Source organism: Streptomyces sp. NPDC002206 (genome assembly GCF_053593595.1).
The window spans coordinates 215566-237349 of the sequence record NZ_JBSFCW010000002.1; the positions used below are offsets into that span (position 1 = coordinate 215566).

Sequence of the window (21784 nt, forward strand, 5' to 3'; positions counted from 1 at the left end):
CGTGCGCATCAGAAAGAAAGTCGCCCGCACGGGTCGTTGACGGTGAGCGCGCCCGGGACGTCGGAAGCCGACCGCTACATCCAGTCGGCGAGCATCGACGGCGCGGCGCAGTCGCGCACGTACCTCACCACCGAGGACATCCGCTCGGCGCGGTCGCTCGCCTTCATGGTGGGCAGCAGCCCGTCGGCATGGGGCACCTCGCCCGAGGACGCCCCACCCGCTCTCGGCTGAGCCCCGCTCCGCCGAAAACCCGGACGCCCGCCCCCTCGGCTCACCAGGGGGCGGGCGTCCGCCGTTGCCGGGGTCAGGCCGGCGACGGCGGGTCGATGGCCTCCGCCACGGTGGCGAAGACCGGCACCGCGCTGTCCAGTCCGAGCACGCGGATGAGCCGCTCCATGAACGGCGACGGCGCGGCCAGCCGCATCCGGGGGCCCAGCAGGGCCTGCCCGTGGAGCAGCATGTTCACCGTCGTGGAGTCCGCGAACGACACGGCGGAGAGCTCGACGACGACCGGGGCCAGCCCCTCCCGCGCCGCGTTCTCCAGCGCAGTGCCGAGAAGGCCGACATTGTCGATGTCGAGCTCACCCGTCAGGGCGAGTATCAGCGCTCCCCGCTCCTGGCGTGGGACGATTCGCATGGCCTTGTCTTCGCTGGGCGGTGGAAGCACGGAAGGCACCTCAGATGCACTGGGTGGACGGGAACGGCCGTCGCGGGCGGACGGCTCGGTCGCGATCCGTCCCGGCTCGCGGCGTGGGTACCTGCCGAACCTTAGAAGGAACAGTTGTCGCTTGACAACATTCTCCGTGGGTAACAATCTATTTCCAGTTGATCAACAACGACCGCACCCACGTCGGGTCCGGCTCGCTTACGCGCAGGACAGGGGCCGGATGAAGCTAGGCGCTCTCCGCGACATCGTCGCGCAACCGGGTCCCCGGACCGTCGTCCGCCCCGATCCGCTCGGCAGCGGCCGTGTTGAATGCGGTCAGCCCTTCCGCGAGGGCCGCCACCGCGGCCTGCGGCATGCGCCCCAGCACCGCGGCGAACTCCCGGGTGCGGATCGCCCGGTACTCCTCCAGCAGGGTGCGGCCCCGCTGGGTCAGCCGGAGCTCGACCTCCCGGCGGCTGGTGGCACTGGGCTCGCGCCGGACCATGCCCATGGCCTCCAAGCGGTCGCAGAGCCGGCTCACCGAGGGCGCGCGCGAACCGAGCGCCTCACCGAGCGACCGGAGATTGCTGCCCTCCTGCTGCTCGATCACGAGCAGCGCCCGCAGCTGGGAGGGCGAGAACGCGATCGGGGTCGCGGCCTCCTGCCCCCGCGACCACAACACCTCCAGCAGCTCGGAGGCGGAACAGACATCCGCGGACACCTGCTCAATGGGGCGCGGGTGACCGGTGGTACGGGGCATCCCTCCACTCTTTCACTCCGCACACCCGTCTGTCAGCCCGGAACCGGCCCCGTCGCCGCCCGAAGAAAGCCCGGGAGACCGTGAACGCCCGTCAGGAGATCGAGAGAGCGGTGCGGGCGGCGGCGCCGTACGCCCTGGTGGAGACGGTCCGCGAGGCACTGCGCAGGGAGTACGGCGCGCTCCGCGTCCAGCTCCTGCTGGCGGACTACGGCATGACCGTACTCAAGCCCGTCGACCCCGCCGACGGCCCCGGCGACCCCCTGTCGATGCACAACAGCCCGGAGGGCCGGGCCTTCGGCAGCCAGGAACCGCGCGAACAGCTCCTCAGGCACGACGACGCACTGGACCATCACCTTCCGGTGACGGTGCGCGGGGAACGGCTCGGCATTCTCACCGTGCGCCTGCCCGCCGAGAGTTCCACCCCCGGCATGGTGGACGAGCTGACCCACGTGGCCGACCTCCTCGGCCACGAGATCCTGGTCGCGGAACGGGACACCGACCTCTACCAGCGGGCGCGCCGGGTCAGCAGGCTCACGCTCGCCGCCGAAATGCAGTGGCAGCTCCTTCCCGCGCGGGCCTGCACCGCGGCGGAGTACGCCATCGGCGCCCAGCTGGAACCCGCCTACGCGATCCACGGCGACAACTTCGACTGGTCCGCCGACGCCGGCGAGCTGACGGTCGCCGTCACCAACGGCATGGGCGAGGGCATCCAGGCGTCCCTGCTCACCAACCTCGCCGTGAACGCGCTGCGCAACGCCAGACGTGCCGGGATCGGTATCGCGGACCAGGCGTCCCTCGCGGACCAGGCGATCTACGGGCTGCACCGCGGCAGTGCCCACGTCTCCACCCTGCTGCTCCACTTCGACCTGGACACCGGCCGGGTGGGCGCCGTCGACGCCGGCTCTCCCCAGCTGTGGCGGCTGCGCGGCAGGATGGTCGCCCGCATCGGCTTGGAGGCGGAGCTTCCGCTCGGCATGTTCGAGGAGTCCCAGTACTCCGTCCAGGAGTTCCAGGTAGTGCCCGGGGACCGGCTGCTGCTGGTCAGCGACGGTGTCTACGAGGCGGTGTCGCCACTGGGGGAGGCGTACGGGGCACGGGCCCTGGCCCGTGCGATCCTGGCGACCAGGATGCTGCCGGCCGCCACCGTGCCCCGCGCCGTACTGCGTGAGCTGGCCGATTACCGGGGCTCGGAGACACTCGACGACGCTCTCGTCATGTGCATCGACTGGTTCGGCAGGCAGTAGGGACTCTTCCCCGGGACATGGCCCGAAGGGTCTCCGCAGGACCGGGGCCGGCTGCCACCACGTCAGCTGCTGAGCTCGAACTCGGCCCGGATCCGCTTGCCCACGGGTACGCGTTCGGCGGTCAGGCGGTCGCAGAGGGCGACGACGATCTCCATGCCATGACCGCCGAGGCGGCTCGGGTCGGGGGAGAAGAGGACGGGAAGCGCCGTGCTGCTGTCGTAGACCGTGACGCTGATCCGCCGCGCGGTGCCCTCAAGCTCCAGCAGGTAGGGGCCGTGGCTGTAGCGGTCGGCGTTGGTGACCATCTCGCTCACGGCCAGCATCAGGTCGTCACGGGTGTGCTCGCCGAGCACCGCCAGCCATTCGCTGGTGAGCCGCATCAGGAAATGATCGGCCAGTGCGCGTGCCTGCGCGATGCAACCCGGCTCACCACCGAACACTTCGGCGATGTGGAGTGCCTCAGTGAGCCAGTGACCCGGGTGCGGGTCGTCCGGCCGGGAGAGGGCGTGTTGGTTCATGAGCTCCAACCAGGGCGCAGCGGGGGAGGTCGGTGACCTTTTCTACGCGGTTCATCTACCCGTGTCATGAGATCCCACTCCTGGGTAGGGCGACGGGGATCAGGAGCGGCCCGGCAGCCGTACCACCGTCACGAAGAACTCGTCGATCTGGCGCACGGCCGAGATGAACTGATCCAGGTCGACCGGCTTGGTGACATACGCGTTGGCATGCAGTTCGTAGCTGCGCAGGATGTCCTCCTCGGCGGAGGACGTGGTGAGCACGACCACCGGAATGAGCGCCAGTTCCGGGTCGCTCTTGATCTTTTCGAGAACCTGCCGGCCGTCGTACCGGGGCAGGTTCAGGTCGAGCAGGATCAGTTCGGGGCGGGGAGCGTCGATGTGGTCGCCCCGGCGGTAGAGGAAGTCCAGCGCCTCCTGGCCGTCCCTCGCCACATGGAGAGTGTTGCGGATCTTGTTGTCCTCGAAAGCCTCCCGGGTCATGAGCTCGTCGCCGGGGTCGTCCTCCACGAGAAGGACTTCGATGGGCTGTACCGGGGTGTTCACTTTGCGTCTCCGGAGGGATCGGGATCAGGAGCGGGGGCGGTGGGCTCCGCGGCCGTGGGGTGCGCCCTGTCGGGGCTGACCGGCAGCGAGAAATGGATGCGAGCGCCTTCGCGGTACTCGGAGTCCAGCCAGATCCGGCCGCCGTGGAATTCGATGATCTTGCGGCAGAGCGCGAGTCCGATACCCGTGCCGTCGTAGTCCTCGCGGGAGTGCAGGCGCTGGAAGATGACGAACACCTTCTCCGAAAACTCCGGGGGGATGCCGATGCCGTTGTCCTGCACGGTGAAACGCCATTCGTCCTCCTCCCGGACACAGCTGACCGTGATCACGCACGGGACCTCGGGCCTGCGGAACTTCACCGCGTTCCCGATCAGGTTCTGCCAGATCATCGTGAGCGTCGTGGGGTCACCGATCACCTGCGGCAGCGAGTTCTCCCGGACGAGGGTGGTGCCGGTCTCCTCGATGGACAGTGCGAGATTGGCCGCGGCACGGTCCATCGAGCGGTCGAGGTCCACGGCGTTCCAGCTGTCGTGGACCCGGCCCACCCGCGAGAAGGTGAGCAAATCGTTGATGAGCACCTGCATCCGCTTGGCCCCGTCGACCGCGAAGTCGATGTACTGCTTGCCCCGCGGGTCCAGCTCCTCGCCGTACCGTTTCTCCAGGAGCTGGCAGAACGATGCCACCTTGCGCAGCGGCTCCTGGAGGTCGTGCGAGGCGACGTAGGCGAACTGCTCCAGTTCGGAGTTGGAGCGCCGGAGCTCGTCGGTCTGCTGGGCCAGCAGCGATTCACGCTCCTGGGCCTCTTCGAGCTCCAACACCAGACGGCTGCGCATGTCCTCGACGGCTGCCGCCACCGCCCGCACGTCGGACGGCCCGTGCACCTCTATACGGTGCCGGAAAGCACCGGCTCGCACCTTGCCCGAGCCGATGGCGAGGACGCTCAGCGGGCGGGCTACCACACGGTTGAACAAGATGCTGAGCGAGACCACGGACAGCACGAAGACGAGCACCAGGGCGATCATCGCCCGGTCGCGTATGACCCGGGCGTCATTGAGCTCGGCGCGGGCCCGGTCCCGGGCGGCATCGAGATGCCGCTGCTGCGTGCCGTACAGCGAGCGCAGGATGTCGAATTCCTGCTTGCTCTCCAGGATCCTGGTGGCGGAGTCTGCCGTCGGACCCTGCCGGGCCGCGGCGATCAACGGCTCCGCGTGCAGGGTGCGCCAGCGCGCGGAAGCCCTGGCGATCCGGTCCAGATCATCGCTGAACGGTTGTTCGTCACCGAGTACCGCTCGCACCCGGTCGATCCCCTGTTGTTCGTCCCGCTTGCCGGCCTCGTACGGTTCGAGCAAGGTCTTGTCGCCGCTGAGGGCGTACCCGCGGACCCCGGTCTCCTGATCGAGCAGGGCATTCTGCAGCTGGAAGGCGGAGGAGCGGGCCGGCTGGATGCGGTCCACCAGCTCTGTGGTCCCGTCGGATATTCGGGTCAGCACGAGCCCTCCCACCACCAGGCACCCGCAGACGACCAGCACGAATCCGGCCAGGATCAGATGCACCCAGTTCTGGACCGACAGGCGTGAGAACCACCGCTTGCGCGAGGCCGGTCCGGTGGCTGTGTCACTCATGGGGGGTCTTTCTCCAGCCGAGATGCAGTACGGCGACGTCGTCGGCGAGGCCGCCGTAGGGCGAGGCGCCCTCGGTGGCGCCGGCGACCAGCGCGTCGATGAAGGGGCGGGCGGCAAGATCTCCGGCGCTCCGCGCCATGGCGAGCAGCCCCTCTTCGCCGAGCCGGGAGTCAGGACCCGTGCGCCCCTCGAAGAGCCCGTCGGTGAAGAGCACCACCCCGCCGTCGCGGGGGAGGACGAGTTCCGTCGTCGACCACTGGCCGGCTCCGGGAAGCAGCCCCAACGCCATGCCGCCCTCGGGCTCCGCCCACTCGACCTCCGTGCCGCGCCGCAGCAGGAGCCCGGGGTGTCCGGCCCGCACCACCCTGACGTGCCCGGTGTCCGGCGGAAAGACGAGCGAGGTCACCGTCGCGAAGACATGCGGGTCGGAACGCTCGGCGACCAGAATCGCTTCCAGGAGCCCTATCTGTTCCAGCGGGTCGGTGTCGCACAGCACGGCCGTACGCCATGCCACACGCAGACACACACCGAGAGCGGCCTCCGCCGCGCCGTGCCCCGACACATCGCCGATCACGGCGTGCACGGTGCCGTCGGGGGTCTGCACCACGTCGTAGAAGTCGCCGCTCAGCAGACCGTGCGCGCGGCCCGGCTCGTAGCGGGCGACAGCATCGAAACTCTCGTCGCGCAGCAGCGGCACGGGCAGCAGCCCGCGTTCCAGGCGCGCGTTCTCCTGCGCCATCAGCCGGTTGGCACGCAGCGCGGCGGCGGCCCGTTCGACCTGCTTGCGCTGGAGGGCGTAGCGAACGGCGCGGGACAGCGCCTGAGGGTCGAGCCGTCCCTTGACGAGGTAGTCCTGCGCTCCGGTGGCCACGGCTGCGAGGCCCGCCTCGGCTTCGGCAAGTCCGGTCAGTACGACGATCGCGGCGTCCGGATTCCTCTCCACGATCTGGGTGACCGCCTGCAGCCCGTGCACATCGGGCAGATGCAGATCGAGCAGCACGCAGACCGGGGTGCTGAGGGCCCGCAGGAACTCCAGGGCCTCGGTCAGTGACTTGCGCCAGATGAGTCCGGAGTCCAGTTCGCTGTCGGCGAGCATCTCCTCGACGAGGAGGACGTCACCGGGGTCGTCCTCGACCAGCAGGATCGTGGCATCGACATTCCATACCGAACGCCCTGGGCCGTGCTGCACCGGGAGGGCGGCGAGGGCCGCGGGATGTACCCAGGCGCTTGCGCGAGGCTCGGACACTCTCCACCCCCTTGTACGGTCGGCGCAGGTAGTTCCCGGGCGTCCCGCAGCATATGCGAAGGAGCGCTGTCGACGTGCCGCGGCGCGTGGACGGAACGCCTCGGTACGGTCCGCCGCGCGACGGGAATGCCCGAGGCGGGCGGGCACGGCGTGCCGGGGACCGCGCCACCGGAACGGGCGGCATCGCGCCACGGCAGCCTCGGCGGCTCAGCCCGGTGGGATGTCGCCCTTCGTTGTCTCCATCCGCGGCAGATGGTGCGGAACGGGCCCGGCGAGTTCCGCCACCGTCCCGGCCGCCGCTCCCGCGCGGACGGCCGGTACCGCTGCCGGCTCCATGTCCGCGCGGGCGGCGTCTCCGCCTGCCCCGGCATCACGCAGGCGATGCGTGGTCTGTTCGAGCGGGGAGAGACCGATGGCGGTACGTTTTCGCGTTCCGTACCGCGGTCACGCCTCCACGGACATCCCCGCGCGCAGCTGCTGGACGATCCGTGCCAGCAGACGCGAGACGTGCATCTGCGAGACCCCGAGCTCGGCACCGATCTGGGACTGCGTCATCTCCTGCCCGAACCGCATCTGCACGATCCGCCGCTCGCGGTCGTCCAGCTGCTCCAGCAGCGGAGCCAGCGTGTGGAGATTCTCGACCGCCTCCATGCCGGGGTCGGTCTCACCGAGGAGTTCGGCGTACGACCGCTGGTCCTTGTTCGACTCCGTGTCGGCCGAGGGGGTGTCCAGGGAACCGGCGGAGTAACCGTTGGCGGCGACGAGCCCCTCGATGACCTCCTCCTCCGGAAGGTCGAGATGGGCGGCCAGCTCCTTGACGGTGGGGTCGCGGTCCAGCTCGGCCGCGAGCTGCTCCTTCGCCTTCGCGAGGTCGACACGCAGCTCCTGGAGCCGGCGCGGCACATGCACCGACCAGGTGGTGTCACGGAAGAAGCGCTTGATCTCGCCGACGATGTACGGCACGGCGAAGGTGGCGAACTCCACCTCACGGGAGAGGTCGAACCGGTCGATCGCCTTGATCAGGCCGATCGTGCCGACCTGAATGATGTCCTCGGTGTCGTCACCGGCCCGGTTGCGGAACCGCGACGCGGCGAAGCGCACCAGCGAGAGATTCATCTCGATGAGGGTGTTGCGCGCGTACTGGTAGTCGTGCGTGCCCTCTTCGAGCACCTGGAGCTTGTCGAGGAACAGCTTGGAAAGCTGGCGCGCGTCCTTCGGGGCGACCTTTCCGGTGTCCTCGATCCAGGGGAGTTGAACATCCCCGGCGTCGGTGAGTGCACCGGTCTGCTGGTGCAGTGTTCCTGCTCCGCCGATCTGCTCCGACGCGGTCACCATCTCGTCGCCCTCCCTGTTCGTTGGATGCATCGAGCCGCGTCTGCCCCGCTTCCCGTGAGTGATGCGCGAAGGTCCGGATTTTTTTCGCCGGGCCGGTCACGGCGCGCACTGTGCCCCGTTATGTGTGCTTCATCTCTTCCGGTGATGCCCTTCGGACCGGTTCTGACGGGCGCCGACGGACGAGACCCTGTCCGCGCAGGGTCCCAGTGGCTTCACCGGTCGCCCCGGTCCTGGCGCCCCTCGCGCCTCCCGCCGTTCCAGTCCGCGTACCCGGATGGAGCAGCGCGGCGGACATGGCAGACTTGAGCGGGGCACTCGGCCCGAAGTGCGGCGGCTTCGCGCAAGCCCGCAGCCGGGCCTCAACACCGTGGATGCCAGTCCTCGTGAGCCCACGGCGGCAGTGCGCCCGGGGCCGCCGAGAGATCCCGGCGGCATGACTGACAGAGGAACGGCAATGACGGTGACAGAGGACAGCCAAGAACTCGCTCCCGGTATCGAGGAGTTCGGTCCCGGTATCGACCCGGAGCGGCTGGCCGTCTGCCTGAGCGTGCTCGACGAACTCGACACCATCGAGGTCGACCACCCGGACGCCATCGCCGTGCGCCGCGCCACCGCCGGTGTCTACCGGACCGTGAAGCAGCGCCGCCGCCAGGAGCGCCGGGCCGCCAAGACCGCGCACGACAAGGCCGTCACCGAAGCCACAGCCACCGGTTCGGCCGAACGTATCGACGACGAGACCCAGGGCGTCCTGCCGTCCTCCTCGGCCGGTGCCGAGATCGCCGGGATACTTCAGCGGCCCCGGTCCTGCTACATCTGCAAGACCCGGTACGTCGAGGTCGACGCGTTCTACCACCAGCTCTGCCCGCAGTGCGCCAAGGAGAACCGGTCCCGCCGCGACGCGCGCACCGACCTCACCGGGCGCCGGGCGCTCCTCACCGGCGGCCGCGCCAAGATCGGCATGTACATCGCGCTGCGGCTGCTGCGCGACGGCGCGCACACCACGATCACCACCCGCTTCCCCAACGACGCGATCCGCCGCTTCAAGGCGATGCCGGACAGCGCCGAGTGGATCCACCGGCTGAAGATCGTCGGCATCGATCTGCGTGACCCCGCCCAGGTCGTCGCGCTCGCCGACTCGGTCGCCGCCGAAGGGCCGCTGGACATCCTGATCAACAACGCCGCCCAGACGGTGCGCCGCTCCCCGCAGGCGTACAGCGAACTGGTGAGTGCCGAATCCGCTCCGCTGCCTGCGGGCGAGCTCCCTGCCGCCGAGGTCATCGGCACCTTCGGCAGCGGTTCGGTCGACCGCGTCGCGGCCCTGCCCGCCGCCCGCAAGGAGGGCCTGACCGCGCAGGACGTCACCGAGCTCGCCCTGGTCACCGGCTCCGCGTCCCTGGAACGGATCGCCGCAGGCACCGCGATCGACGCGGGCGGTCTCGTACCCGACCTGCATCACACCAACAGCTGGATCCAGACGGTCGAAGAGGTCGAGCCGATCGAGCTGCTCGAGGTCCAGCTCTGCAACTCCACCGCACCGTTCATCCTGATCAGCCGGCTCCGCCCGGCGATGGCCGCGACGGCCGCCAAGCGGGCCTATGTGGTCAACGTCTCGGCGATGGAGGGTGTGTTCAGCCGGGGCTACAAGGGCGCGGGCCACCCGCACACCAACATGGCGAAGGCCGCGCTGAACATGCTCACCCGCACCAGCGCCCAGGAGATGTTCGAGAGGGACGGCATCCTGATGACCGCCGTCGACACCGGCTGGATCACCGACGAGCGTCCGCACCCCGACAAGATCCGCCTGGCCGAGGAGGGCTTCCACGCCCCGCTCGACCTGGTGGACGGCGCAGCCCGGGTCTACGACCCGATCGTGCGGGGCGAAGAGGGCGAAGATCTGTTCGGCTGCTTCCTCAAGGACTACGCGCCCGCAGGCTGGTAGATCACCCGGTTGTCCGAAAGTGAGTCACTGCACGCATTCCATCGAGCGCGGACGCGCTCATTTGGTTAGTCTGATGTGCACGGACGCCACCAAGGGATCCACGAAACCTCCTCGGCCGTCCTGGGACAGGTCTGTAACCAGGCCGTCGTCCCCGACCCACACCCGGCGCCACCGCGACCGAACTGTTCCTTCCCCTGCCCCTTACGGGCAGTCGATTTCCGGTTACTGAGGCCGGAGGCTCGGCGCCGCCCGGGGTGACGTGACACAAAGGAGTGCGCGGTGACACCAGAAGTGACGAAGCACGAGAAGCGACCGGCGGAGCGACACGGAGAGCAGGCCAAGCGGCCCGAGAAGCTCCGGAACATCGAAGTCTGGGCCAGGTCCGCACCGATCCGGCTGGCCGGCTACGAGGACGACCTCGCCGAGCCGCACATCCTGCCGGGCATCGACTGATCCTCCGGCCCGACCCGCGCGGCCCGATCACTCGCCCCGGTCCGTCAGCTCGGAAGCCCCGGCCCTCCGCCACCATGGAGAGCCGGGGCTTCGGCATGTGGTCCAGCAGTTCGGCAGGGCCGGCGGACCGCAGATGCATCCAGTCATCCGATGGTTGTGGGGAAGAAGTTTCGTTCTGTCTGGAAAATTTCATTGACAGGTTCCCGCCACGCTTCAATCATCGGACGTCATGACCGAACTTCCCAGACGCCATGTACTCGGAATGACGGCAGGGGCGGCAGTCGGCGCCGCCCTGCTCACCCCCGCCACCGCCGATGCGGCCCCGCGAACCGGAGCCGCACTCCCGGGGCCGGACGCCCACGGCAGCGACTGGGGCACTGTCCCCGCCGCTGTCCCCGTGCCCCTGGACAGCTGGTTCGACAACGACGGCATAGATACCGCCGAGGCCCGTGGCGGCAACTTCGACGGCTCCGGCTACACCTTCCCCGGTGAGGAGCTCCCCGCCGGAGAAACAGAGATCGACGGCACCACGTTCCTCTTCCCGGCCTCCGACGCCGGAGCCAAGAACAACATCGTCGCCCTCGGCCAGCGCATCGATCTGCCGCCCGGCCGCTACCTCTCCGGGCTCTTCCTGACCGCATGCAGCTACGGCGCCGCCTCCGGTCAGGCCACCGTCCACTACGCGGACGGGACCACATCGACCCCCGCCCTCGGCGGCCCCGACTGGTATTCCGGCAGTGGCGCGCTCACCGTCGCGTACCGCTACCGCCCCAACGGCGACAAGGACGCGCACCAGGTCTCCATCGCCGTCGCCGAGATCGCGCTCGACCCGACCAGGGAAGCCGTCGCGCTGACCCTGCCCACCACCCGGCCCGCCGAGGCCAACAGCTCATCCCTGCACATCTTCGCGCTCTCGCTCCAGCCGGCCGCCGAGGGGCGGGCACTGTCCCTGCGCGACGCGCACTCCACCACCTCGCTGCTGGACTCCGGCGCGCAGAGCGTCGAGGCCACCGTCGTCAACGCGGGCACCGTCGCCGTCCTGGCCGCTGACGGTCTCAGTCTCTCCGTGGACGTCCCCGGAGCCCGTACCGTCGAACCCGCCCGGATCACCCGGCTCGCCCCCGGTGACCAGGCCCGCGTCCGGATCGGCATCCGCAGCAGGCCGGGCACCGCACCCGGCACCGCCCAGGACGGCAACGTTGTCGCGCGCGGCCGCGGACAGCAGGCGGCCACCGTCCGCCGGTCGCTCACCCTCGGCGTCCCCGACTACCGGCCCACCGACACCTCCCTCTCCATCCATCAGGCGCCGTACTGGTTCCAGGAGGCGAAGTTCGGCATCTTCATCCACTGGGGGGTCTACTCGGTGCCCGCCTGGGCGCCGGTCGGCACGCAGTACGCCGAGTGGTACTGGAATCAGATGCAGGACCCCAACAACCCGACGTACGCCCACCACCGCGACACGTACGGCGAGTCCTTCAACTACGACGACTTCATCCCTCAGTTCCGCGCAGAACGTTTCGACCCCCGGTCCTGGGTGGAGCTGTTCCGGGACGCAGGCGCGCAGTACCACGTCCTCACCTCCAAGCACCACGAGGGCTTCGCGCTCTGGGACACCAAGCTCTCCGACCGCAACGCGGTGAAGATGGGGCCGAGGCGCGACCTGGTCAAGGAGCTCTTCGACGCCTCGCGCCGCTACACCCCGGAACTGCACCGAGGGCTGTACTTCTCGATGCCCGAATGGTTCAATCCCGACCACCCATGGATGGGCCACGCCCCGCGCAACCCGTACACCCTGGAACCCGTCCCGTACACCGGATACACGGCGGGCAAGGACTACGTCACCGAGTTCCAGGGCCCACAGATGCTGGAGCTGGTCCACGGGTACGACCCCGAGATCCTCTGGTGCGACATCGGCGGGGACAACGACAGTCACCGGGTGCTGTCCGAGTACTTCAACCACGCCAAGAACCGGGCCCGGCCCATCGACGTCACCGTCAACAACCGCTCCGGGATCGGGCCGCACGACTTCACGACGCCCGAATACACGACGTACGACCAGATCGTCACGGCGAAATGGGAGTCCAGCCGGGGCCTCGACCCGTTCTCGTACGGCTACAACGCCCAGACACCCGACGAGAAGTACATGACGACCGAGGAGGTCGTGCACTCGCTCGTCGACATCGTCTCCAAGAACGGCAATTTCCTGCTCGACATCGGGCCGAAGGCCGACGGCACGATCCCCGACATCATGCAGCGCCGGCTGCGCGAGACGGGGGAGTGGCTCAAGACCAACGGCGAAGCCATCCACGGGACCACGTACTGGTCACGGATGCCGCAGCTCGGCGAGGATCTGCGGTTCACCGTCCGGCCGGACAAGGCCTTCTACATCCACTCGCTGGCACAGCCCGGCGCCACCCTCACCGTCGAGGCCCCGGTGCCGATCCGCAGCGGCGACCGGGTCACCCTGCTCGGGTACGACCGGCCGCTCCACTGGCGCACCACGGGCGGTTCGCTGGTGATCGACGTACCGGCGGGCGCCCGGAGGACCGGGAAGCACGCCTGGGTCTTCAAGGTCGCCTGGTCGGGCTGAGGAACGAGGGTCCGAGCGAGACGGGCCGGATGAAGTCCCGTACATAGGTGCGGTGCCACCAGCGTCCGGTGGCCCGCAGTTCGCGCCAGGTCGTGTACCGGTAGTGGTACACCCTGGCGCGAATGTGCGTGGGCGGGGCGTCGGGGAACGGGTTGTGGCGCAGCAGCCGCAGAGTGTCCCGGTCGTTCTCCAGCAGCCGCTCCACGAACGGGCCGAACCAGGACTGTGCGTACACGGGGGACAGTGCCGCGAACCACATCAGCCAGTCGAGCCGCAGATGGTACGGGGCGAACTGGTGCGGCAATCGGCGCGGATCGCCCGGTTTGCCGTGGAAGCCGTACTCCTTCCAGGCCGTGCCCGGGTGGAGCAGCTGCTCGTCGGTGCCCTCGACCACGATCTCGAGACGGACCCGGCTGATGCTGCCGAACGCACCGTACGTATTGACGAGATGCAGCGGGTCGAAGGAGCGGTTCATCACCTGGCGGCGGGAGATCAGGTTGCGCGCCGGACGGTAGCTGAGCACCACGACCAGCGCGGTGACGGCGATGACCACCACCTCGTACCAGAGCGGCGGGGCGGACTGTGCGGGCGGCGTGGCCACCAGGGACCAGTCGACGGCGGACAGGGCGAGGGTGATGGTCACCCAGTTCAGCCAGGCGAAGTTCCCGGACAGCACCAGCCACAGCTGGGTGGCGATCATCAGCCCGGCGGCCGCGCTCGACACCGGCTGCGGGGCGAACAGCAGCACCGGGACCAGGAGCTGGGTGACATGGTTGGCCGCCACCTCGACCCGGTGGAGGGGTTTCGGCAGCCGGTGGAAGAACCAGCTCAGCGGGCCCGGCATCGGCTGGGTCTCATGGTGGAAGTCCAGACAGGTCAGCCTGCGCCAGCACTCGTCGCCCCGGATCTTGATCAGTCCGGCGCCGAACTCGACCCGGAACAGCACCCAGCGCAGCAGCCAGAGCACCAGGACCGGCGGAGCCGTAGCGGCGTTGCCGAGAAAGACGGCGAGGAAGCCGGTCTCCAGGAGCAGCGACTCCCAGCCGAAGCTGTACCAGACCTGGCCGACCTGGACGATCGACAGATACAGCGCCCAGGGCAGCAGCCACAGCAGCATCGCCGCCCACAGCGGAACGTACGAGTCCACCCCCGCGATCAGCGCGACCGCGACGGCGCAGCCCGTCCAGCAGACGGCGGCGAAGAAGCGGTCGGAGTAGTGGAGGCGGAAGAGACCGGGGGCGTCCCGCCACTCCGTACGCCGCAGGAACTCCGGCACCGGGAGCATGCCGCGTTCGCCGATCAGCGCCCGGAACTGGAGCGCGGCGGCGAGAAAGGCGACCAGATAGATGCCGGCGAGAGCCCGCTGGAAGATCAGCCGGCTGAGCCAGTAGCCATCTGCGGTGAACCACTCCATCACGTCCAGTATCGGCGCTGCGGAGCGACTGAGCCGGTTCAGCTCGCCGATACGATCCGGCGCAGTGCGGTCCCGAGCCGCTGCGCGTACATTCGCTGGGCCACCGGCACGAGCGGCCCGGCGAGCCGCGTGTACCAGCCGGCCGGACGGGAGAACGCCAGCACGGTGAACCACACGGTCCCGTCGTCCGCCAGGTCCACCACGAAGCACTCCTCACCGCACTCGGGGTGGTGCGGACGTGTGCCGTAGGCGAAGCCGATGCGCTCCTTCTCGTACGCGGTCCAGACCACCTCGCACGGCGCGGTGAACCGGAACGGGCCGACCCCGATCGATACCCGCACGGTGGCCCCGGCCTCGGCGCGTGCCGTCGAGGCCCGCACCCGGGCGCCGGAGGTGCGATGCATGCGCCAGTCGGTGACGGCGGCGCCCGCAGCCTCGAAGTCGGCGCGGCCGCGGCCCACCGCGACCCGGTGGTGGAGATGGTGGTATCCGTCGGGGAGCGGGCCGAGCCGAGTGGCGCCGACCTCCGGATAGGTGAGGGTGCTCATGACGTCCTGCCTTTGAGGTCGGTGAGGTCGGGGCCGGCGAGGGGCGGGCCGGTGCGGACCGAGGTGGTGAGGGCCGAGGTGGTGAGGGCCGGGTCGGCAGGGGGCCGCTCGGTACGAGGACGGTCAGGTGGGGCCTGCTCGGGTGGGGCCTGTTCGGGACGGTCCTGGAGCCGTCCCCAGGCGAGCACCGAGCAGAGCGCGAAGCCCAGTGCGTTGCCGAGACCGTGGGTCGCGGCCATCCAGGTCAACGTGGGGTGGGGCAGCCCGGTCGCCTCGCCGAGCGCCCAGCTCAGCGCGAGCACCATGGTCGCCACGAGCACGGCGGACGAGACGCCGAACAGCGCGCGGGTGGTCCGGTCCCGGCCGCTGCCGCGGATCGTGCGCCAGGTCAGCAGGGCGACGGTCCACATCCCGGCCGTCAGCACGACTGCGCCGGCCAGCTCGGCCCAGTCGCCGATGAAGTATCCGATGAGCACGAGCAGGGTGCCCAACGGCACGCTCGACGCGGCGAACCGGCCGGCCGGGCCGTCCGCGACCCGGCAGACGAGTCCGGCGATCAGTGCGGCGGCGAACCCGGCGAAATGGAAGTGCGGCACGGTCAGCGCGAGGATTCCGGGACCGAAGCCGAAGAGGGCATGCCCGGAGCGTTCGGCGACCAGCGCGGTGGCGGCGACCGACGGGGTGACCAGGGCGGTGAACACTGCGAGCTCGGCGGTGCGGTGAGCGGCGGAAGCCCGGACCGGGCGGAGCAGACGGGGCGGCGCATGCAGGGCGAGGAGTACGGCCCCGAGCGCGTAGCAGCCGGCGAGCACCGTGGCGGGTCCGCCGCGTGGCAGCCAGAGGGCTACGGCTCCGGGGACGGCGAAGAGCGGCCAGAGACGCCGGATCCGGTCGAGCTCAGGTGCCCCGGTCAGCCGCAGCCCGGCCGGTACGACGACCAGCATGCCCAGCATCACGATCAGGTCGACCAGTACGGACACGGCACATCCCCCGTCTTGAACGCGTTCAAGTGGTTGCCTGCGCCGACTCTAGAGCCTTTCTTGAACGTGTTCAAGATGGAGTACCGGGGATGTGCGCACGCTTCAACGGGGGATGGTGGAACGGCGGGTCGGGTGCGAACGTGCGCGGCGCGTCAGATATCCGCGAGGTCCTGGCCGATGTCCGATTCATGGGCTGTACCCGCCGGGTTGCCGGACTGTGGACCGTACAGTGCGAGCAGCCGGGTCCGGGTCCCGCGCAGCCGTGCCGCCACGGTCTCCGCGACGTATTTGTACAACGCGCGGCCCAGCTCGGCGTCGTCGTCGCACAGCGCGCAGACGGCCGCGGCATCGAACTCCACGGCTTCCACCGGGCGGACCGCGGCGGCGCCGAGATGCCAAATGCGTGGCGGGAACAGCCAGGACCAGCCCAGCAGTTCGTCTCGGCCGAGCGTTTCGATCACCGCGGCACGACGGCCTGGCACATGGAGGTCGAGTTCGACCTGGCCGGAACGGATGATCCAGAAGCGGTCGGCCTTTCGGCCCTCTTCGAAGATCCGGGTACCGACGGGCAATGACACCTCGCGGGCCGCCTGGTCGAGCAGTCGCGCGCGCCCTTCGGGTGGGAGCGCGTCCAGCAGATTCCTGGCCGTTGACATTCCGTCCTCCGTCCACCACGGATTCCGGGGTGCTGTGCACGCGGACTGCAGCCGCACCGGCGCACCACCTCTAGTGAACGATATGCGCTCTTCCGCGCCGCCGCTCGGGCGCGGCACGGGCCGTGCCGCGCCTTGCTCGTGGAGCCTCCCGCGCCGAGCGGCCCGCTCGGCGCCCTCGCCCGTCGTCGGTCCAGGCATACGTCACCGGGGGCAGCGTGGCGTACGGCTCCATCTGGGGCGACAAACAGGTCCCGGGGCTGCCGGCGCAGCCCGGCGCCGGCAGCGGCTACATGGTGCCCGACCCGGTCTCACAGGCCTGGAACACCTACGGCGGCGGGCTGAAGGGCCTGATGGACTGGTCGCTCAACCGGGACGGCTCGAAGCAGTGGACGTTCGGGGACAACGTCAAGGCGCTCCAGGGTCGCTGAAATCGGCGAGGCAGCGTTGCGGCGCAGGGCGCCCGGCGATCGGGATCATTCGAAGAATCGGACAATTGATGGCAGAGTGACCCGCATGGATGATCGGGTTGCGGGTGCCCTGTCACTCCCGGACGACTGGCCCGCCCACCCGGATCTCAGCCTCGCCCTGAACCGTATGGGCAGCTTCGACTGGGACCTCGACAGCGGTCTCATGCATATGGACCGGCCCGCACTCGACGTGTTCGACCTGCGCGTCGACGAATACGACGGCCGGCCGGAGAGCCTCGGTCCTCGGGTACCGACCGACGAGGCCGCACGACTCGATGCCATGGTGTCCGAGGCCCTCAAGCGCGGGCAGGTCAACTACGGGGCGTACTTCCGCATACTCCGGCGCGACGGCACGCTGCGCTGGACCCACACCCAGGGCTTCATCCGTCGCGACGAGGCCGGCCGCCCCCACCGCATCATCGGCATCGTCCGGGACGCCACCGAGGAACTGGCCGACTCCACCGCCCGCCGGGAGCTGGACGAGGAGCGGCGTCGCCGAACCAGCCTGGTCGAGACCACCACGGCCGCCCTGGCCCATGCCCGTACCGTCCAGGACGTCATCGAGGTCCTGAAGAACTCGCAAGGCCTGGCCCACCTCGGTGCGACCAGTCTCGTCGTGGGGCTCCTCGAAGCCGGGCGCATCCATCTCGTCGCGGACGGTCCTGCGGGGTCCTTCGTGCCGGGCACCCGTTTCACCCGTACGGACGAGCCGTACCCGATGAGCGAAGTGATCCGTACACTCAGGCCCCGTTTCATCGTGTCCGCCGAGGACTTCGCCACCTCGTACCCGATCCTGTGGCCGCGCATCACGGGTCTCGGTATCACCTCCGCCGCCTATCTGCCGCTGATCGCCCAGGCCCGGCCCATCGGTGCACTCGGACTCCTCTACAGCGACAAGGACGGCTTCGAGGGCGACGAACGCAATCTGCTGGTCGCACTCGGCAGCTCCATCGCCCAGAGCCTCCAGCGGGCCATGCTGTACGAGCAGGAGCACGATCTCGCCGAGGGGCTCCAGCAGGCCATGCTGCCCCGCCGGATCCCCGAGGTGCCCGGCGCGCAGATCGCCGTCCGGTACCGCTCGGCCCGGCAGGGGCAGGACATCGGGGGCGACTGGTACGACGTCATTCCGCTTCCCGGCGGCCGCGTCGGCGCCGTCATCGGGGACGTACAGGGCCACGACACGCACGCGGCGGCCGTCATGGGACAGCTGCGCATCGTGCTCCGCGCGTACGCGGCGGAAGGGCACAGCCCGGCCACGGTCATGGCGCGGGCCTCCGCGTTCCTCCACGAACTCGACACCGACCGCTTCGCGACCTGTACGTACGCCGAGCTCGACCTGACCACCGGAGTCATACAGCTGGTCCGCGCCGGTCATATCGACCCGCTGGTCCGGGATGTCGACGGGAGTTGTCGCCGGATGCCCGTCGAGGGCGGGCTGCCGCTGGGCCTTTCGGCCGAGTTCGGAGGGCTCGAGTACCCGGTCAGCACCATGGAGCTGGACCCGGGTCAGACGATCGTGCTGTACACCGACGGCCTGGTCGAGCTGCCCGGCGTCGATCTCGACGACGGGATGCAGCTGCTGGCTGCCATGATCCGCAACGGTCCGCAGGACCTTCAGCAACTGGCCGACCAGCTCTGCGAGGAGGTCGAGGAGTGCGGCGGTGAGGACGACGTGGCGCTGCTGCTGCTGCGCCGCAAGGCCGCGCACGCGCCCCAGCCGGGCGGCCGGCTCCAGCAGAATGTGGCTCAGAACGACCCGGAGGCGCTGAGCTCGTCCCGGCACATGATCCGGGCCGCGGTACGGGCCTGGGGCGCGAAGGAACGGGTGGACGAGGTCGAGCTGGCCGCCGACGAGCTCATCACCAATGCGCTGATGCACACCGACGGCGGGGCGATCGTCACCGTTCGGGTGCTCACCGGGCCCGGGCGGCGGCTGCGGGTCGATGTCGAGGACCGGTCGAGCGCCCTGCCGCGACGCCGGGACGCGGGCGAGACCGGGGTGTCCGGACGGGGCCTGATGCTGGTGGACCGGCTGGCTGACGCCTGGGGTGTGGAGTCCCGCGGCACCGGCAAGTGCGTCTGGTGTGAATTCATCATTCCGGAGCGCGAATGACGGGTCGGGCGGAGGGGCTGGGCCGGTGGAGGGGGCGTGCGACACTACCGAACAGTAACAGAACGTAACATGTCTGTACTTGACCGTAACCGATCGAGGGGGATTGACTGCGACTGCGGCAGTCGTTGACTCCGGCAATCTTTGTCTTCGATGACATGAGGATCCGTTGGGCACTGAGCTACTGGCACCTCTCGATCTGGCCTTCTGGCACCTCGAAACCGATGCGCACCCGATGCACCTCGGCGCGCTCGCCGTCTTCTCGCCGCCCCCTGTCTCCGCGCCGGGCGTCGATGCGGAGGCGGTCCTGCAGCTGCTCGGCACCCGTGCGGCCGCGATCCCCCGGCTGCGGATGCGCGTACGGGACGTCCTGCTGCCGGTCGGCGGCGCCGCCTGGTCCGTCGACAAGGAGTTCGACGTGTACCGGCACGTCAAGCGGGTGCGACTGCCCCGGAGCGAGGTGGATCCGGCGGGCGGCGGGTTCATGGCAGGGGCCACCCGGCTCGCCGGTGAGCTGATGGAGCAGTCCCTCGAACGCGGGCTGCCGCCCTGGCAGATGTACGTCATCAGCGGCGCGGACGACGGCCCCTTCGCCGTGCTCGTGAAGCTGCATCACGCGCTCGCCGACGGTATGCGCGCGGTCGCCATCGGCGCCGGGATCTTCGACGAGATCGCCTCCGTCGGGGCACGCTCCCGCGGCGGCGCGAGCACCCGCCTGGCGCGCCCGGTCCCGCCCCGCTCCTGGATGCCCGGGCCACGCCAGGTGGCCGGCTTCGCGCTGGGCCGGATCGAGGATCTGGGCCGGGCGTTCGGTGTCGGCGCTTCCGTCGTGCGGGCCAGTCGCCTCGATCTGCGCGGCGCCCCCGCACTCACCGCGACCTCCAGCGGTACCCGGCGACTGGCCACCACCGACCTGGACGCGGAGGCCGTCCGCCGGATCCGCCGGATCGTGGGCGGCACCACCAATGACGTCCTGCTCGGCGTCGTCGCCGGGGCGCTCCGCCGCTGGATGCTGGAGCGCGGCGACCAGCTGCCCGACGCCGACCCGCGCGCCCTCGTCCCGGTCTCCCGGCGCAGGCCCGGTGCCACCGCCGCCACCGGGAACCGGCTCTCCGCCTATCTGCTGGGCCTCCCCGTCTCCGAGGCCGACCCGTGGAACCGGCTGCGCGCCGTCCGTACGGCCATGGACCGCAACAAGGCCGCCGGACCGCTGCGGGGTGCGGGTGCGGTCGCCGTACTCGCCGACCAACTGCCTTCGCTGGCGCACCGCTTCGGTGCCCCGCTGGCGGGTAGCGCGGCCCGGATGCTCTTCGACGTGCTGGTCACCAGTGTGCCCCTGCCGCGCTCGGCGCTCTCGCTCGGCGGCTGTCCGCTGCAGGCCGTCTATCCGATGGCGCCGCTGGCCCGCGGCCAGTCCCTGGCCGTCGCCCTGTCCACGTACAGCGGCCGGGTGCACCTCGGTCTGGTTGCCGACGGCAAGGCGGTCCCGGACCTGGAGCGGCTGGCCCGCTGCGCCGAGGACGAGCTGCGCGAGCTGCTCGCCCTGATGCCGGCGGACCAGGGCGCCCGACTGTCGGAAGGCATCCGGCTATAGGTCGGACAGATTTACTCGCACGAGCGGTACGCGGTGGCGTTCAGAGAGTTGACGTGCCCAAGTGATCCGATGAATATTCGTTGTGCAGAAACAACGATCATCGGGGAGGGCGGCAACGGCATGCGGCGAAACAGGGTGGGAAGCAGTGCGGTCGAAGTGACCGAGCTGTCCTTCGGGGCGGCCGGCATCGGCAATCTCTTCCACGAGGTGGATCCCGCGCAGGCCGCCGCCGCCGTGGACGCCGCCTGGGACGAGGGCGTTCGCTACTTCGACACGGCACCGCACTACGGGCTCGGCCTCTCCGAACGCAGGCTCGGCGAGGCCCTGCGCCACCGGCCCCGCGACGCGTACGTGGTGTCCACCAAGGTCGGACGGGTGCTCGACCCTCTGCCGGCCGACGCGCCGGCCCCGGACGACGGTCTCTCCGAAGGCTTCGCCGTACGGGCGACCCACCGCCGCCGCTGGGACTTCAGCGCCGACGGCGTACGCCGCAGCATCGAGGACAGCCTCGAACGGCTCGGCGTCGACCGGATCGACATCGCCTATCTGCACGACCCGGACGACCACGCCGAGGCAGCCTTCCGCACGGCCTACCCGGCCCTGGAGAAGCTGCGCGCGGAAGGTGTTGTCGGCGCCATCGGCGCGGGCATGAACCAGACCGCGATGCTCACCCGCTTCCTGCGTGACACCGACGTCGACACCGTGCTCTGCGCCGGTCGCTACACCCTCCTCGACCAGTCCGCGCTGGCCGAGCTGCTGCCCGAAGCAGCCGCCCGCGGCCGCTCCGTCGTCATCGGCGGGGTGTTCAACTCCGGGCTGCTCGCCGACCCGCGCCCCGGCGCGACCTACGACTACGCTGCCGCCCCGATGCCCCTGCTCGACCGGGCCCTGCGCATCAAAGCCGTCACCGAGGCGCACGGCGTACCGCTGCGCGCCGCCGCACTGCGCTACCCGCTCGCCCACCCGGCCGTCGCCTCGGTGCTCGTCGGCACCCGCTCGCCGGACGAGATGCACGACGCCGCCGACCTGCTCTCCCGCGAGATCCCGGACGCCGTCTGGGACGACCTGCGCGCCGAGGGCCTGCTCACCGAGGACCCGCTCCACGAGGACGGACGCTGA

The 21784-nt window shown here is 69.9% G+C and carries 18 protein-coding genes and 2 pseudogenes; 9 read left to right on the plus strand and 11 right to left on the minus strand.

The window, feature by feature from the left end; genetic code table 11:
* Positions 1 to 24: 24 nt before the first annotated feature.
* Positions 25 to 231: pseudogene (locus ACWCP8_RS05815) on the plus strand (hypothetical protein); the annotation flags it as partial.
* Positions 232 to 304: 73 nt separating this feature from the next.
* On the opposite strand, the gene ACWCP8_RS05820 reads toward ACWCP8_RS05815, so the two are convergent.
* On the minus strand, positions 305 to 637 hold the full coding sequence (locus ACWCP8_RS05820) for an STAS domain-containing protein (protein WP_382833763.1): 333 nt from the start codon (positions 635 to 637) through the stop codon (positions 305 to 307).
* A 256-nt stretch (positions 638 to 893) separates the two neighbouring features.
* The gene (locus tag ACWCP8_RS05825) at positions 894 to 1406 is read right to left on the minus strand and encodes a MarR family winged helix-turn-helix transcriptional regulator (RefSeq protein ID WP_451114404.1); all 513 of its coding nucleotides are present in this window, start codon (positions 1404 to 1406) and stop codon (positions 894 to 896) included.
* Positions 1407 to 1486: 80 nt separating this feature from the next.
* On the opposite strand from ACWCP8_RS05825, the gene ACWCP8_RS05830 reads away from it, so the two are divergent.
* A complete protein-coding gene (locus ACWCP8_RS05830; protein ID WP_451114406.1) occupies positions 1487 to 2650 on the plus strand; it encodes a PP2C family protein-serine/threonine phosphatase in 1164 nt (387 codons plus the stop codon).
* Between the two features lie 62 nt (positions 2651 to 2712).
* Here ACWCP8_RS05830 and ACWCP8_RS05835 read toward each other — a convergent pair whose 3' ends face one another.
* The 5 genes from ACWCP8_RS05835 to ACWCP8_RS05855 form a co-directional block, all read right to left on the minus strand.
* Complete coding sequence (locus ACWCP8_RS05835; protein WP_352268344.1) at positions 2713 to 3168, minus strand: ATP-binding protein; 456 nt, start codon at positions 3166 to 3168, stop codon at positions 2713 to 2715.
* A 99-nt stretch (positions 3169 to 3267) separates the two neighbouring features.
* Positions 3268 to 3711 carry a response regulator gene (locus tag ACWCP8_RS05840; RefSeq protein WP_451114409.1) on the minus strand — a complete coding sequence of 148 codons (444 nt, stop codon included), beginning with the start codon at positions 3709 to 3711 and terminating at the stop codon, positions 3268 to 3270.
* Positions 3708 to 5333, minus strand: coding sequence for a sensor histidine kinase (locus ACWCP8_RS05845; protein ID WP_451114411.1), 1626 nt, complete (start codon positions 5331 to 5333; stop codon positions 3708 to 3710). The genes ACWCP8_RS05840 and ACWCP8_RS05845 overlap by 4 nt, the downstream gene beginning before the upstream one ends.
* Positions 5326 to 6522: a PP2C family protein-serine/threonine phosphatase gene (locus tag ACWCP8_RS05850; RefSeq protein ID WP_451114888.1), complete on the minus strand. Its 1197-nt coding sequence runs from the start codon at positions 6520 to 6522 to the stop codon at positions 5326 to 5328. The genes ACWCP8_RS05845 and ACWCP8_RS05850 overlap by 8 nt, the downstream gene beginning before the upstream one ends.
* 501 nt (positions 6523 to 7023) lie before the next feature.
* Positions 7024 to 7914: an RNA polymerase sigma factor SigF gene (locus tag ACWCP8_RS05855; protein ID WP_451114413.1), complete on the minus strand. Its 891-nt coding sequence runs from the start codon at positions 7912 to 7914 to the stop codon at positions 7024 to 7026.
* A 454-nt stretch (positions 7915 to 8368) separates the two neighbouring features.
* On the opposite strand from ACWCP8_RS05855, the gene ACWCP8_RS05860 reads away from it, so the two are divergent.
* From ACWCP8_RS05860 to ACWCP8_RS05870, 3 genes are all read left to right on the plus strand, one after another.
* A complete protein-coding gene (locus ACWCP8_RS05860) occupies positions 8369 to 9853 on the plus strand; it encodes an SDR family NAD(P)-dependent oxidoreductase (RefSeq protein WP_352268340.1) in 1485 nt (494 codons plus the stop codon).
* Positions 9854 to 10132: 279 nt separating this feature from the next.
* Positions 10133 to 10306, plus strand: coding sequence for a hypothetical protein (locus tag ACWCP8_RS05865; RefSeq protein WP_352268338.1), 174 nt, complete (start codon positions 10133 to 10135; stop codon positions 10304 to 10306).
* 229 nt (positions 10307 to 10535) lie between these two features.
* On the plus strand, positions 10536 to 12896 hold the full coding sequence (locus tag ACWCP8_RS05870; RefSeq protein ID WP_451114416.1) for an alpha-L-fucosidase: 2361 nt from the start codon (positions 10536 to 10538) through the stop codon (positions 12894 to 12896).
* Here the strand turns inward: ACWCP8_RS05870 and ACWCP8_RS05875 are convergent.
* The 4 genes from ACWCP8_RS05875 to ACWCP8_RS05890 all read right to left on the minus strand — a co-directional run bounded on the left by ACWCP8_RS05875 (position 12874) and on the right by ACWCP8_RS05890 (position 16494).
* Complete coding sequence (locus ACWCP8_RS05875) at positions 12874 to 14310, minus strand: lipase maturation factor family protein (protein ID WP_451114418.1); 1437 nt, start codon at positions 14308 to 14310, stop codon at positions 12874 to 12876. The genes ACWCP8_RS05870 and ACWCP8_RS05875 overlap by 23 nt on opposite strands.
* 38 nt (positions 14311 to 14348) lie before the next feature.
* Positions 14349 to 14858, minus strand: a complete 510-nt coding sequence (locus tag ACWCP8_RS05880) for a DUF1990 family protein (protein ID WP_352268335.1) — start codon at positions 14856 to 14858, stop codon at positions 14349 to 14351.
* Complete coding sequence (locus tag ACWCP8_RS05885) at positions 14855 to 15838, minus strand: YndJ family protein (protein ID WP_451114420.1); 984 nt, start codon at positions 15836 to 15838, stop codon at positions 14855 to 14857. Before ACWCP8_RS05885 ends, ACWCP8_RS05880 begins: the two co-directional genes overlap by 4 nt.
* A gap of 152 nt (positions 15839 to 15990) precedes the next feature.
* A complete protein-coding gene (locus ACWCP8_RS05890) occupies positions 15991 to 16494 on the minus strand; it encodes a cyclic nucleotide-binding domain-containing protein (protein ID WP_352268333.1) in 504 nt (167 codons plus the stop codon).
* A 194-nt stretch (positions 16495 to 16688) separates the two neighbouring features.
* Between ACWCP8_RS05890 and ACWCP8_RS05895 the strand changes: the two are divergent.
* From ACWCP8_RS05895 to ACWCP8_RS05910, 4 genes and pseudogenes are all read left to right on the plus strand, one after another.
* A pseudogene (locus ACWCP8_RS05895) lies at positions 16689 to 16922 on the plus strand (hypothetical protein); the annotation flags it as partial.
* An 85-nt stretch (positions 16923 to 17007) separates the two neighbouring features.
* Positions 17008 to 19074 (plus strand): SpoIIE family protein phosphatase, encoded by a 2067-nt coding sequence (locus ACWCP8_RS05900; RefSeq protein WP_352268332.1) that lies wholly within the window; start codon positions 17008 to 17010, stop codon positions 19072 to 19074.
* Between the two features lie 166 nt (positions 19075 to 19240).
* A complete protein-coding gene (locus ACWCP8_RS05905; protein ID WP_352268331.1) occupies positions 19241 to 20665 on the plus strand; it encodes a wax ester/triacylglycerol synthase family O-acyltransferase in 1425 nt (474 codons plus the stop codon).
* Between the two features lie 120 nt (positions 20666 to 20785).
* Positions 20786 to 21784, plus strand: a complete 999-nt coding sequence (locus ACWCP8_RS05910; RefSeq protein ID WP_352268329.1) for an aldo/keto reductase — start codon at positions 20786 to 20788, stop codon at positions 21782 to 21784.

What these genes read in the sequence shown, in the direction of transcription:
- ACWCP8_RS05855 (WP_451114413.1), bottom strand. Translation starts at nt 7,914, where the DNA reads ATGGTGACCGCGTCGGAGCAGATCGGCGGAGCAGGAACACTGCACCAG.
- ACWCP8_RS05875 (WP_451114418.1), bottom strand. Translation starts at nt 14,310, where the DNA reads ATGGAGTGGTTCACCGCAGATGGCTACTGGCTCAGCCGGCTGATCTTC.
- ACWCP8_RS05900 (WP_352268332.1), top strand. Translation starts at nt 17,008, where the DNA reads ATGGATGATCGGGTTGCGGGTGCCCTGTCACTCCCGGACGACTGGCCC.
- ACWCP8_RS05910 (WP_352268329.1), top strand. Translation starts at nt 20,786, where the DNA reads ATGCGGCGAAACAGGGTGGGAAGCAGTGCGGTCGAAGTGACCGAGCTG.
- ACWCP8_RS05880 (WP_352268335.1), bottom strand. Translation starts at nt 14,858, where the DNA reads ATGAGCACCCTCACCTATCCGGAGGTCGGCGCCACTCGGCTCGGCCCG.
- ACWCP8_RS05820 (WP_382833763.1), bottom strand. Translation starts at nt 637, where the DNA reads ATGCGAATCGTCCCACGCCAGGAGCGGGGAGCGCTGATACTCGCCCTG.
- ACWCP8_RS05845 (WP_451114411.1), bottom strand. Translation starts at nt 5,333, where the DNA reads ATGAGTGACACAGCCACCGGACCGGCCTCGCGCAAGCGGTGGTTCTCA.
- ACWCP8_RS05890 (WP_352268333.1), bottom strand. Translation starts at nt 16,494, where the DNA reads ATGTCAACGGCCAGGAATCTGCTGGACGCGCTCCCACCCGAAGGGCGC.
- ACWCP8_RS05835 (WP_352268344.1), bottom strand. Translation starts at nt 3,168, where the DNA reads ATGAACCAACACGCCCTCTCCCGGCCGGACGACCCGCACCCGGGTCAC.
- ACWCP8_RS05870 (WP_451114416.1), top strand. Translation starts at nt 10,536, where the DNA reads ATGACCGAACTTCCCAGACGCCATGTACTCGGAATGACGGCAGGGGCG.
- ACWCP8_RS05825 (WP_451114404.1), bottom strand. Translation starts at nt 1,406, where the DNA reads ATGCCCCGTACCACCGGTCACCCGCGCCCCATTGAGCAGGTGTCCGCG.
- ACWCP8_RS05860 (WP_352268340.1), top strand. Translation starts at nt 8,369, where the DNA reads ATGACGGTGACAGAGGACAGCCAAGAACTCGCTCCCGGTATCGAGGAG.